Genomic DNA, 12,966 nt, shown 5'->3' on the forward strand with positions numbered 1-12,966 from the left:
AAGCGCCATTTATATTGGGTTCAAAATGCAATCATCCGTGGACCGGCTCGACTTGGGGCGCCGCTGGCGTCCGGCGTTGCTGTCCTATTTTTTGCGCCGGGTACGGGATCATGCCGAGGCGGAGGATCTGACGCAGGAATTGCTTGCAAAGCTGTTGAAGCATGAAGGGGAAAATTTTGTCGCGCCCGAGGCATATATTTTCCAGATGGCATCCAACCTGCTCGCCGACAGAGCAAGACGGATACGGGTGCGGGCGCAATATCGCGAAATGGTGGGGCGCGCTGACGATATCGGGATCGACCCGCTGGATCCGTTTCGGGTGGCGGCGGGGCGCGCGGAATTGTCGGCGCTTGCCGACGCAATCGCGGTGCTGCCGGAACGAACGCGCCATATTTTCATTCTGTATCGACTGGAAAATCTGGGACAGGACAAGATTGCAGAAAATTTCGGCATATCGGTCAGCGCGGTCAAGAAACATGTCGCGCGCGCCATGGCCGCTATCATGCGCCAGATGAGGAAGACGCCATGATCCTCGAAGAACAGGCTGACTTGAGCGATCCGGCGGATATGGCAGCACTATGGTGCATGCGTCTTTCAGAAGGTGCGTTGAGCGATAGCGAATGGGATATGTTCGAGGCGTGGCTCGCCCATCCGGAGAATGCATCGCTTTTTGAACAGGCGTCGAGCATCTGGAGGGCTTCGGGAGAGGTTGGCGACTGGCCGCAACTGATCGCCTTGCGTACGGAAGCTTTGAACGATTATCGCAAACGCGGCGACCGGAACGGGATGAAAAGGCGCGCGCATTTGCTGTTCGCCAGCGCGGCCATGCTGATCCTGGCCGTGTCGGTAAGCCTGATCTGGTATTTTCAGCGGCCGGAGGCTTATGAAACCCGCGTGGGCGAGCGGCAGATTGCGGTGCTGGATGATGGGTCGCGCGCGTCGCTCGATGCGGTCACCGCGCTCAAGGTGCGGATGAAAGGCGATGGCCGTGAAGTGGAGCTTTTACACGGGCGCGCCAAATTTGACGTCGCCAAGGACCCTTTGCGTCCGTTCACCGTCGCTGTGGGCGACAAGCTTGTCGTCGCGATTGGCACATCCTTCAGCGTCGAACTGATCGACGGCGAGGTGCATGTCATTCTGTATGAAGGGGAGGTGGAGGTACGCGATCGCGACGATCTGCCCCCCGCAGGCGCGGCACCGCAGGCCGAACGCCATGTGCTGACACCGGGCAGTGAATTGACCGACGCGGTGGGCCGGGCGAAGCCCGCCGAGATTACACGCCCCGACCTCGCCCAATCGCTCAGCTGGGAAACGGGCCTCCTCAACTTCGATGCCGAACCGCTGGCGACGGCTGTTGAACGCATGAACCGCTATTCGGCGCGCAAAATCCGTCTGGCCGATACATCGCTGGCCGCCATTCCGGTCGATGGATTGTTTCAGGCGGGGGACATAGACGCCTTTGCCGAAGGATTGTCTGCACTTCATCCGCTGCGTTCGCGGGCCGCGCGTGATGGAATCATATTAGAAAGCGAGTGAATATTTCCGAATAACATGTCCCTCCCTCTTCCTCGTGCGTCCTAAGATTATTCGAAGACCGGGTGAGCCGGCTTTATAACAGGGGGGACGACATGAGTTTTTTTCACCGGGCGCTGTGCACGTCGATCGCATCGGGCGCTGTAGCTGCTGCAACCGTGGCCGTTCCGGCCATGGCGCAGGAGCGCCTGTACCAATTTTCCATCCCGGCGCAGGATATGCCGACCAGCTTGCGCGCCTTTGCGCGCACGGCAGGCCAGCAGGTGACCTTTGACCGCAGGGAGCTGCAGGGCAAGCGGGCGCCAGCACTCAAGGGTCATTATTCGGCGCGCGAAGGCATGTCCCGACTGCTCGCCGGATCCGGGCTGGACGCGAACTGGGGCCGGTCGGGGGTTATTGTCGTGCGGCCCCTGGCATCGCGGCCAGTGGCTGCCAGTAATTTTGCCGAACCCGTGCTATCGACGTCGGGGGCATCGGGGGATGCGCCGCGGGACGATATTGTCGTTACCGGCTCGCGCATTGCGCGCAATGTGGTCACCGATTCCCCCGTGCCGGTGGTGGCGATCGGCGAGGACGATCTGCAAGCGTCGGGCGCAACCGAATTGTCCGAAGTTCTGACCGACTATCCCGCCGTCACGCCCACGCTGAACCTGGCCAATTCGACCAACCAGATCAACGCATCGGGCATCTCCTCGGTGAATTTGCGCAGCCTGGGGTCGAACCGTACACTGACCCTGATCGACGGGCGACGGACCGTGTCGAACGTCCTCACTTCCAACTCGGTCAGCCTCAGCTCGATTCCGCAATTATTTGTCAGCCGGGTGGAAATCATTACCGGGGGCGCATCGGCGGTTTATGGCGCTGATGCGGTTGCCGGGGTGGTCAATATCATCACGCGCGATGGCTATAGCGGCGTCCGGGTCGGCGGCCGCGTGGGCCTGTCGTCGCAGGGTGACTCCTTTCGCGGCAATCTCGATTTTCTGGCGGGTGAGCGTTTTCTGGATGACCGGCTTTCGGTCATGATCGGCGCAAGCTATGAAAAGGAAGCCGGGGTGATGGCGCGGCAGCGCAAGCGCTCGCTGGAATCCATTTCCTATTCGCTCGCCGCCGATGCCGATCCGCTCAATCAGGGCGACCTGGGGATCGACCGGCCGGCGCTCAGCAGCAATGTGCCGGGCGGTCGTTTCCATTCCAGTTCGACGCCGGGCGGCGGCTATTTCTATTATGACGCCAATGGAAATCTGGCGCAAAGCAACGATCTGGCCGTTTATGGCTGGGAATTCCGTCCCGACCTGCAGTTCAGCACCCCGCGCACGTCCTATATCGCTGCGGGCAAGATCGGTTATGATCTGGGCGGCGGCGTCGAATTTTTCGGCCATGTCCAATATTCGAAGATTGATACCGAAACCGAACGCGGTGGGGGCGAAACAGCATCAAATTCCAGCAGCTATGGCTTGCAGGATGAATTTGAGCTGGGCCGCATTTCCCGCAACAATCCCTTCGTTCCTGCCGCGATCCGCGCGGTAACCGGATCATCGGGCATCCCCTGGCGTCGGCGCTTTGTCGAAATGGGCACCTATACCATCGCCAATGACCGCCAAACGTGGCGCGGCTGGACTGGTCTCAAAGGCGAGGCCGGAAACTGGAATTGGGAAATCAGCTATGGCTATGGCCGTTTCCATCAAGACCAGATCCGCACCAACCTTTTGAATTACGACAAGTTGAAAAAGGCGCTGAACGCCGAATTTGATCCGGCGGCTCCGGGCGATCTGTCGCGCGTGCGCTGTGTGGATGCCGCGGCGCGGGCGGACGGCTGCGTGCCCATCAATCTCTTCGGTCCGGGGTCGATCACGCCTGCCGCAGCCGACTATGTCCGCACGGGCATGGAGCTTGATGCGCTGGTGACGCAGAATGTGCTGCAAGCCTATGCCAGCGGCGATCTGTTCGAATTGCCCGCAGGCCCCGTGGCCGTCGCCTTTGGCGGCGAATATCGGCGCGACTGGCAGCGGTCGATCACCGACGAAGTGACGCGCCAGGGCTTTGGTTCTGCGTCGTTCATCGCCGAATATGAAGGCAATATCAAAGCGAAGGAAGTGTTCGCGGAGGCGAGCATTCCGATCCTTGCCGACCAGCCCTTCTTCCACCGGCTCACGCTCGACCTCGCCGCGCGCTATGGCAGCTATAATATCCGCAATGTGGGGCGGATGTTCAGCTATCGTGCGGGCGGCGAATGGGCGCCGGTGGAGGATCTGCGCTTTCGCGGACAATATGCCCGCGCCCAGCGTGCGCCGACGGTGACCAATCTTTATTCGCCCCAGCGCGACGATGCCGACCGGGTCGTCGATGTGTGCGATGGTGTCACGGCCGCCACGACGGGAACCATTGCGGTCAACTGCCGCTCGGTCTCCGGCATCGCCGCGGCGATTGCGGCGGATGGTGTGTTTCGCCAGATTTCGACCTCGATCGAGGGGCCCTCGGCGGGCAACCCCGACCTCAAAGAAGAAACCGCCGATACGCTGACGCTGGGGGTGGTGGCGACGCCGACCTTCCTGCCGGGCCTGTCGATGACCTTCGACTATTTCAAGATCAAGATCCGCGACGCCATCGGCTCGCTCGACGGCGATGAACTGCTGCGCGAATGCTATGGCAATCCCGAAGGCATCACCGATAATTTCTTTTGCAATGAAATTACTCGCGATCCCGATGGCCAGCTCCGCCGGGTGGTCAACCGCGATCTCAATCTGAACAAGATCGTCCGATCGGGCTTCGATGTAGGCGTCGATTATCGCTTTGATGCGCCCGAATGGCTGGCGGGTGACGGCCGGTTCGATCTGCGCCTGCTCTATTCGCGCCTGCTTGATTTCAAGACCATTTTCGATGGCGTGAATGGCGTTTCAGTAAGCGATGAAAAGGGGCAGATTGGTGCCTGGCGCAATCAGGGGCAGGTCCAGCTCGGCTATCGCGAGGGCGGCCTGCGCCTGCGGTGGAAAGCGCGCTATACGGGCAAGGCGGTCGACAGCAATGAACGCCTCGCCATCGCCCGCGAGGCGGGGTCGAATCCGCCCTTCCTTCATGTCGGCGATCGCTGGCGGCATGATTTCTATGCCAGCATGGAGGTGCCGGCGGGTGACCGTGAATTGCGGCTTTATGCGGGCGTGAACAATGCCTTCAACAGCACCAGTCCCTTCCTGCCATCGGGCACGGTGTCGGGCAGTTCGCAAAATATCGCGGGCGAATATGATGTGATCGGCCGTTATTTCTATACCGGCTTCGAAGCGAAATTCTGACCCCCCTCCATACGCCCCTGCCGGGCCTTCGCTCGGCAGGGGCGTATGACTATGCTTCGGGTTCGACCCGAACCAGCAACGCCTCCACCTGAACCTGGGCGCCGGCGGCGACATTCAGTTCGGCGACCACCCCGTCAAAGGGGGCGGTGAGGCCATGCTCCATCTTCATCGCTTCCAGCGTTAGCAGCTTCTGGCCCCGCGCGACGCGGTCCCCTGCCGCCACATCGACGGCAATCACCTTTCCGGGCATGGGCGCCAATATGTCGCCGTCACCTGCTCCGTCGCCCGCGCCGCCTTTGGCGCGCCACGGGGTGAGCTGCCACACGGCGCCCGTTTCGGCGACCAGCATGGCCGGGGCGGGATTGTCCGCTCCCGGTCCGTGCAGCGTGACGTCGACCCTTTTGCCGTCGAGCAGGAAAGGCGCGGTGCGAACCGGCGGGGCGTTGAGGCGCAAGCCTGCATGGGGCGAGGCGGGGACCATCGCCATCGCGGCCTTTGTCAGAGCCTGCGGCGAGGGTTCGGGCGCCGCGCTCATCGCTTCGCCGTCGCGGCCGATCAGCCCGGTGTCGACCGCTCCGGCAGCAAAATCGGGATGATCGAGCGCGCGGATCAGAAAGCGGGCGTTGGTCCTGACCGGCCAGATGGCCGAATCTTCGAGCATTTCGGACAGGAGCTCGCGCGCCTCGTCGCGGTCTTCGCCATGAGCGATAAGCTTGGCGATCATGGGGTCGTAAAAGGGGGAGACCTCGGCCCCTTCATAGACGCCGGTATCGACCCGGCCGATATGGTCGGGAAGCTGGAACAGATCGAGCGAGCCGGTCGAAGGAAGAAAGCCCGTCGCGGGATCTTCGGCATAGAGCCGCGCTTCCATCGCCCAGCCGTCGATGGCGAGTTCATCCTGCGTCAGCGGGATCGGCTCGCCCGATGCGACGCGCAGCTGCCATTCGACGAGGTCGACGCCGGTGATCTCCTCGGTCACTGGATGTTCGACCTGCAGCCGCGTGTTCATTTCCATGAACCAGATGCGGTCGGCGCGCAGGCCCTCCGATGCGTCGGCGATGAATTCGATCGTTCCCGCGCCGACATAATCGACCGCCTTTGCGGCGCGGACAGCGGCAGCGCAAAGCTCGGCGCGCGTCGCCTCGTCCATGCCGGGGGCGGGGGCTTCCTCGATCACCTTCTGGTGGCGGCGCTGGAGCGAGCAGTCGCGCTCGAACAGGTGGACGACATTGCCGTGCGTGTCGCCGAACACCTGCACCTCGATATGGCGCGGGGTGAGGATATATTTTTCGATCAGCACATGGTCGTTGCCGAACGACGCCGCTGCCTCGCGCTGGCACGAGGCAAGCGCGTCGGCGAAGTCGGCGGCGCTGTCGACCTTGCGCATCCCCTTGCCGCCCCCGCCCGCGACCGCTTTGATCAGAACCGGATATCCGATGTCGGCGGCCTGCTCGGCGAGGAAGGCGGGATCCTGATTCTCGCCCATATAGCCCGGCGTCACCGGCACCCCGGCGTCGGCCATCAGTTTCTTGGCGGCGTCCTTGAGGCCCATCGCCGTGATGGAGGCGGGCTTTGGCCCGACCCAGATCAGCCCCGCGTCGATCACTGCCTGGGCGAACGCGGCATTTTCCGAAAGGAAGCCATAGCCCGGATGGATCGCTTCGGCCCCGGTCGCTTTTGCGGCGGCAATGATCTTGTCACCGACCAGATAAGATTCGCGCGCGGGCGACGGCCCGATATGCACCGCCTCGTCGGCCTCGCGCACATGCAGCGCCTTGGTATCGGCGTCCGAATAGACCGCAACGGTCCGGATACCCATCTCGCGCGCGGTGCGGATGATCCGGCAGGCGATCTCGCCGCGATTGGCGATGAGGAGGGATTGGATCACAACGCAGAAACTTTCCAAGTTATTTGCATAGGGAAATGATCCCCAAAATTAGCCCGACAACACCCAATATTACCGAGGTTGCACCGAGGCGGGCTGCCACTCTGGGCATTGCGTCGGTTGCGTCCCAAGCCCAGCGGAACTCGTCGACAAGATTGGCTTTCCTGATCTCGAAAGCCTGGGAGGAACCCGCACTTATTTTCAGCTTGTCTCGTGTTGCTGAATCGAGCGATATTTCATCATTCATAACACCGGCGGGACCACGCGCGACCACCCGAGCGGTATTGTTTCCGACTTTAATCACAACCACACGTCCAGCCCGCAGCAACACACCGTCAAAGGTGCGATACTGCTTATGAAAGCGCGCGATATCGCTCATGACGTCTCTGAGCGGCGCCTCGATAACTTTGAGCGTCACGACCTTGTGGTTCTTCGCAGCCATCATCACATCCTGAACACGCCGAACCCGCGGTCTTCGACCGGGGCGTTCAGCGTGGCGGCAAATGCCAGCCCGAGCACGTCGCGCGTCTGCGCGGGGTCGATGATGCCATCGTCCCAGAGACGCGCGGTGGCGTGATAGGGGTTGCCTTCATCCTCATATTTCTGGCGGATTGGCGTCTTGAAGGCTTCGGCCTCCTCCGGCGTCCATTTGTCGGCGTCGCGGTGGACGGTCGCCAGCACCGAAGCTGCCTGCTCGCCGCCCATCACGCTGATCCGGCTGTTCGGCCAGCTGAACAGGAAGCGGGGCGAATAGGCGCGGCCGCACATGCCATAATTGCCCGCGCCAAAGCTGCCGCCGATCAGCACGGTGATCTTGGGCACCGTCGCGGTCGCGACTGCCGTCACCAGCTTGGCGCCATGCTTGGCGATCCCCTCGGCCTCATATTTGCCGCCGACCATGAAGCCCGAGATATTCTGGAGGAAGAGCAGCGGAATGCGGCGCTGTTGCGCGAGCTCGATGAAATGCGCGCCCTTTTGCGCGCTTTCGCTGAACAGCACGCCATTGTTGGCGAGGATCGCGACGGGGATGCCCCAGATATGCGCGAAGCCGCAGACGAGCGTGCTGCCGTACTGCGCCTTGAACTCATGAAACTCGGATGCGTCGACGATCCTCGCGATGACTTCGTGGACGTCATAGGGCGCGCGGACATCTTCGGGGATGATGCCGTAAAGCTCTTCGGGGTCATATTTGGGCGGGCGGGGCTCGGCCATCGCGACTTTGAACCCCTCCTCTGCGCCGAGGTGACTGACGATGTCGCGAACGATCGTCAGCGCATGTTCGTCATTCTCGGCGAGATGATCGACGACGCCCGATTTGCGCGCGTGGAGGTCGCCGCCGCCCAAGTCTTCGGCGCTGATTTCCTCGCCCGTCGCAGCTTTCACGAGCGGCGGGCCGGCAAGAAAGATCGTGCCCTGATTGCGGACAATCACGCTCTCGTCGCTCATCGCGGGGACATAGGCGCCGCCCGCGGTGCAGCTGCCCATCACGCAGGCGATCTGCGGAATGCGCTTCGCCGACATAGTGGCCTGGTTGAAAAAGATGCGGCCAAAATGGTCGCGGTCGGGAAAAACCTCGGCCTGGTGCGGCAGGTTCGCGCCGCCGCTGTCGACGAGGTAGATGCACGGCAGGCGGTTCGCCTCGGCAATCTCCTGCGCGCGGAGATGCTTCTTGACCGTCATCGGATAGTAAGTGCCGCCCTTTACGGTCGCGTCGTTGCAGACGATCATCGCCTGCCGGCCCGACACGCGCCCGATGCCCGCGATCATCCCCGCGCCCGGAATTTCGCCGTCATACATGTCGCACGCCGCAAGCTGCCCGATTTCAAGGAAGGGCGAGCCCGGATCGAGCAGCCGCTCGACGCGCTCGCGCGGGAGCAGCTTGCCGCGCGCGACATGGCGTTCGCGCGATTTCTCGCTGCCGCCAAGCGCCGCCTCGGCGACGCGGGTGCGCAATTCTTCGGCCAACGCGCGGTTATGCGCGGCGCGGGCCTGCGCCTGCGGATCGTCGGCGTTATAGAGCGTCGGCAGGACCGGCGCACTCACGCCCCGGCCCCGATCAGTTCGCGGCCGATCAGCATGCGGCGGATTTCGTTGGTCCCCGCGCCGATGTCGAGCAGCTTGGCATCGCGCCAATAGCGTTCGACCGGCCAATCCTTTGTATAGCCCGCGCCGCCCAGCGCCTGAATCGCTTCGCCCGCGACTTTCACCGCGCTCTCGCTCGCGAGCAAGATCGCGCCCGCCGCGTCAAAGCGTGTCGTCTGGCCAGCATCGCAAGCCTTGGCGACATTATAGACATAGGAGCGCGCCGACTGGAGCATGACATACATGTCGGCGATCTTCGCCTGCATCAGCTGGAAGGAGCCGATGGGTTTTCCAAACTGTTTGCGCTCGCGCACATAGGGGATGACCGTATCGAGACACGCCTGCATGATGCCAAGCTGAAGCCCGGCAAGCACGACCCGCTCATAATCGAGCCCCGACATCAGCACGCCGACGCCGCCATTTTCGGGGCCCATCACCTGTTCTTCGGACACTTCGCAATCGGTGAAGACCAGTTCGGCGGTCGGGGAACCGCGCATCCCCACCTTGTCGATCTTTTGCCCGATGCTGAACCCCGGCATATCCTTTTCGATCAGAAAGGCGGTGATGCCGCGCGATCCCGCTTCGGGCGAGGTTTTGGCATAGACAACCAGCGTGTCAGCATGGCCCGCATTGGTGATCCAGAACTTCGTGCCGTTGAGGACGTAACCGCTGCCCTTCTTCTCGGCTTTCAGCTTCATCGACACAACGTCGCTGCCCGCGCCGGCTTCCGACATGGCGAGGCTGCCGACATGTTCGCCCGAAATCAGCTTGGGGAGATATTTCGCCTTCTGTTCGGCACTGCCCCAGCGGCGGATCTGATTGACGCAGAGGTTCGAATGCGCGCCATAAGACAGGCCGATCGCGGCGCTCGCCCGGCTGACTTCCTCGACCGCGATGACATGCTCCAGATAGCCGAGGCCAAGGCCGCCCCATTCCTCCTCGACGGTGATGCCATGGAGGCCGAGCGCGCCCATCTGCGTCCACAGCTCGTTGCGCGGGAACCAGTCGTCGGCATCGGTCTTTGCCGCGAGCGGAGCAATTTGCTCATCGGCAAAGCGGGCGGTGGTTTCGCGGATCATGTCGGCGGTTTCGCCGAGCGCAAAGTCGAAATCGGGGGTTGCGCGCATCGAACACCTGTTCTGTTGGAAAGAGAAGTTATCCCCCTTTTGCCAGAAATGCCGGTAACTGAAAAATTGAAAACAACCGGCCCTTCATATAGATTTTATCTATGATAAAGCGTTCTCACATTCATGCCTTCCTCGCGGTAGTGGAAGCAGGCAGCTTCACCCATGCCGCCACCCGTGTGCGCGTGACGCAGCCCACGCTGTCTGCCGCTATTGCCGATCTGGAACGGCTGGTGGGGGCCATATTATTTATCCGCAACCGGCGGCAGGTGCGTCTGACCGAGGCTGGGGGGCGTTTTCTTCCCATTGCGCGGGAGCTGGAGCGTGGCTTTCGCTCCGCCGATGCCTTTGGCCGGGATGGCGGCGATGATTGGCCGACGCTGAAGCTGGGAGCGATCCGGTCGGTGTCAGGCGAAATGCTGCAATCATTGGCTGAAAAATTGGCAGATGATTTCGGCATTGAATTGATCGAGGGGAGCGATTCGGAGCTGCGGGCAGCCCTGGGCAATGGACGGATCCATGCAGCTCTAACCCTCTTGCGTCCGGGGGAAGCGGGGCCGCAAATAAAGCCACTGATTGCTGAGCCCTATGTGATGCTGGTCGCGGCCGGGCATCGACTGGCGGGGGGAGGCGAGGTGGCGCCCGATGAACTGGCGGCCGAGACAATGATTGCCCGCCGCTCTTGCGAGTTGCTCGACGTAACGAGCCGCTTTTTTACGCGGCACGGTGTGCGCCCCCGCTTTGCCCTGCGAAGTGAAAGCGACGATCGCTGTCTGCGCATGGTGGCGGCGGGTGTGGGGATCACGACCGCTCCGCTCTCCCTGGCCATTGATGGGACGGTTGCAGTACGCGTGAGGGGATATGATTATAGTCGGCATCTCGGCTTGCTCATCGACCCAAATTGGTTGAGCGAAACGGAGGGGGGTGCGCGCCTGGAGAAATTCCAAACGGCATGGCTGGCGGCGCTCTCTTCCCTTGAGTTAAGAAAAACTAACGGCCTGTAACGAGGCGTTCAGCCGAATAGCGGTGGAATGACGTCATATTATATGGCGGATTCTTCTGGGCTTTTTCTCTCTCATGACCTCACCGCAGAGAGGATGCCTCTGCGCCGTCGCTTGATTTCAATCCCCGATGCTCTATGCCCTGAACTGTGCAAGGCGATCCTGACAATCAAGGCGATCTTCTGTCGGCCGTGCAGATCGAAACCTTGCGCCATGTATTCGAGCACAAGAATTCCAAGCAAATTGCCCGTATCATGGGTGTCTCACCCCATACGGTGGATGAGCGTATCAGGCGGTCGTTAAAAAAACTTAACGTTTCGAACCGGGTAGAAGCTGCAAAATTGCTCGCAGCCCGTGGTATATTCGACCATGTTACCCCCTATCAGCCTTTGACATATCAATCGCTTGAGCTTGGCGGTTCGACCAACCCCGTCGATCCCACGGCCCGACGCGGTTCGTTGCGGCGAATTTTCGATATTGGAGCGCCCTTTCCAACTGCGTCGCAGCCGGCCAACCGGCATGGATTGATGGAAAGGATTATCTGGCCGATTCTGATCGCTCTCGCGACCATATTGGCCTTTTCCGCCCTCTATTCGATCCTGATCGGTCTTGGCCGGGTCCTGGCCTGATGGTTGATGCCAAAAGGTTGACGCCAAAAGGTTGACGAATGTCGAGGGAGGGAACCCGGGGCATTCTCTATTGAAGGGAATAGACGATGCTGAACCAACGTCTGAACGCCGCGAAGAAAATTGCGAGCGAATTGCACGATGCTGAAGATGCTGTGGATGAAGTCATGATCCGCATCGCCCGTTTGGCGGCGACGCTGCCCGCTGCCCGGCGCGATACCAATATGTCAGCGCTTGTCGGTCAGGATGCGATGGCTAAGATCACCCGGGCCCTGGCTGCGACGGGCGAGGTGCGACAACTTCTTACCGACGCGCATATCGCGCTGACGGTTACCCAAAAGGAAATCGGTCTGGGGGCACGGATGTTCGGGGCCGGGGTCAAGCCGCCTGCATCGGCGCAACTCGCTGAAAATGGTGAGGCTAATGTTGTTGCCGGAGCCTTTGCCCAGGCAAGCTGAGCCACCGGGGGATATCGGCTCATGGCAACCATTGCGATTTACTATCTCGTTCTGCTGATCACAGTGGCCGTCGCGATATTTCGCGGCGGCCAACTGGAGCGATGGGCCGCTTATACGGCGCTTGCCGCTTCCCTCGCCACCACTTTGCTGGAGCCAGCTCCTGCCTGGACCAATGTCGAGATTGACATTTTCATAATCGACATTCTGGTTTTGCTGGTCTTTTGGGCAATTGCGCTGAAGACGCAGCGTTTCTGGCCCTATTGGATCACGGGATGGCAGTTGATCTCTATTTTCGGCCATGTTCAAAAAATGATGTTTTCTGAAATCTTGGCCCAGCCTTACGCTCTACTTTCCATGTATATTTCCTATCCCATCCTTCTGGTCATTCTTTACGCCTCGGGATCGACCCGAAAAGTGGAGCGGCTGGCATAGCGAGGGGTTTGGCCAAAGGGGGCCATGGTCATGACGCAATTTAGCAGAAACACAGCATTGGAACCGCAGGTCGAACAACTCGATTCCCTGCGCGCCCGGCGGGAGGCGGTGGCAGAGGCGGTGGCGGAGGCGCGGCTGATCGGTTCCATCCCCACCGACCCTTTGTGCAACAATCTTATCGATCAGCTCAGCCTGTGTATCGAAATGCGCCGTTTGCGGAAAAGCCATTTTGGTCCCATCGCGTTGACCGGGCCGACCTGGGATATGATGCTGGACCTTATGCTTGCCGTTAGCCGTGACCGGGATCTGAGCGCGAGCGACCTCGCGACGGGGGCGAATGTTCCGCTTTCTTCCGGCTTGCGGATGATCGCTACATTGGAACAGGCAAATCTGGTCCGGCGCTTCATTGATGAACGCGACCGGCGACGCACGCTGGTTCGGCTCACCGACCATGGCTTCGAACGCATGGCCAGCTATTTCGAGCGCCTCCGCTTCGAACGGCATCGGAGCGGTCGAACCGCAGCATGACAGCAAGGCG

The 12,966-nt window shown here is 61.2% G+C and carries 12 protein-coding genes; 8 read left to right on the forward strand and 4 right to left on the reverse strand.

Features of this window, described 5'->3' with window-relative positions:
• Positions 1-37: 37 nt before the first annotated feature.
• The 3 genes from JV18_RS0110290 (at position 38) to JV18_RS0110300 (ending at position 4,820) form a co-directional block, all read left to right on the forward strand.
• Positions 38-529: an RNA polymerase sigma factor gene (locus JV18_RS0110290; protein ID WP_235303122.1), complete on the forward strand. Its 492-nt coding sequence runs from the start codon at positions 38-40 to the stop codon at positions 527-529.
• A complete protein-coding gene (locus tag JV18_RS0110295; RefSeq protein ID WP_052071889.1) occupies positions 526-1,536 on the forward strand; it encodes a FecR family protein in 1,011 nt (336 codons plus the stop codon). Before JV18_RS0110290 ends, JV18_RS0110295 begins: the two co-directional genes overlap by 4 nt.
• A gap of 92 nt (positions 1,537-1,628) precedes the next feature.
• Positions 1,629-4,820: a TonB-dependent receptor gene (locus JV18_RS0110300; protein ID WP_033074411.1), complete on the forward strand. Its 3,192-nt coding sequence runs from the start codon at positions 1,629-1,631 to the stop codon at positions 4,818-4,820.
• 49 nt (positions 4,821-4,869) lie between these two features.
• Here the strand turns inward: JV18_RS0110300 and JV18_RS0110305 are convergent, their stop codons facing one another.
• From JV18_RS0110305 to JV18_RS0110320, 4 genes are read right to left on the reverse strand one after another with little or no spacing between them, the layout of a single operon-like run.
• Positions 4,870-6,708 (reverse strand): acetyl/propionyl/methylcrotonyl-CoA carboxylase subunit alpha, encoded by a 1,839-nt coding sequence (locus tag JV18_RS0110305; protein ID WP_033075242.1) that lies wholly within the window; start codon positions 6,706-6,708, stop codon positions 4,870-4,872.
• Positions 6,709-6,727: 19 nt separating this feature from the next.
• Complete coding sequence (locus tag JV18_RS0110310) at positions 6,728-7,147, reverse strand: hypothetical protein (protein ID WP_144243918.1); 420 nt, start codon at positions 7,145-7,147, stop codon at positions 6,728-6,730.
• A 2-nt stretch (positions 7,148-7,149) separates the two neighbouring features.
• Positions 7,150-8,748, reverse strand: a complete 1,599-nt coding sequence (locus JV18_RS0110315) for a carboxyl transferase domain-containing protein (RefSeq protein WP_033074413.1) — start codon at positions 8,746-8,748, stop codon at positions 7,150-7,152.
• Entirely contained in the window at positions 8,745-9,914 is a 1,170-nt protein-coding gene (locus JV18_RS0110320; protein ID WP_033074414.1) for an isovaleryl-CoA dehydrogenase, read from the reverse strand. The genes JV18_RS0110315 and JV18_RS0110320 overlap by 4 nt, the downstream gene beginning before the upstream one ends.
• Positions 9,915-10,015: 101 nt before the next feature.
• On the opposite strand from JV18_RS0110320, the gene JV18_RS0110325 reads away from it, so the two are divergent.
• The 5 genes from JV18_RS0110325 to JV18_RS0110345 all read left to right on the forward strand — a co-directional run bounded on the left by JV18_RS0110325 (position 10,016) and on the right by JV18_RS0110345 (position 12,956).
• Entirely contained in the window at positions 10,016-10,915 is a 900-nt protein-coding gene (locus JV18_RS0110325) for a LysR family transcriptional regulator (protein ID WP_081944766.1), read from the forward strand.
• Between the two features lie 146 nt (positions 10,916-11,061).
• Positions 11,062-11,541 carry a response regulator transcription factor gene (locus JV18_RS0110330; RefSeq protein WP_033074415.1) on the forward strand — a complete coding sequence of 160 codons (480 nt, stop codon included), beginning with the start codon at positions 11,062-11,064 and terminating at the stop codon, positions 11,539-11,541.
• A gap of 86 nt (positions 11,542-11,627) precedes the next feature.
• A complete protein-coding gene (locus JV18_RS0110335) occupies positions 11,628-11,996 on the forward strand; it encodes a hypothetical protein (RefSeq protein ID WP_033074416.1) in 369 nt (122 codons plus the stop codon).
• Positions 11,997-12,017: 21 nt separating this feature from the next.
• Positions 12,018-12,428 (forward strand): hypothetical protein, encoded by a 411-nt coding sequence (locus tag JV18_RS14725; protein ID WP_052071892.1) that lies wholly within the window; start codon positions 12,018-12,020, stop codon positions 12,426-12,428.
• A gap of 30 nt (positions 12,429-12,458) precedes the next feature.
• The gene (locus JV18_RS0110345) at positions 12,459-12,956 is read left to right on the forward strand and encodes a MarR family winged helix-turn-helix transcriptional regulator (protein ID WP_033075245.1); all 498 of its coding nucleotides are present in this window, start codon (positions 12,459-12,461) and stop codon (positions 12,954-12,956) included.
• Positions 12,957-12,966: the final 10 nt, after the last annotated feature.

Source organism: Sphingopyxis sp. MWB1 (assembly GCF_000763945.1).
GTDB lineage: Bacteria > Pseudomonadota > Alphaproteobacteria > Sphingomonadales > Sphingomonadaceae > Sphingopyxis.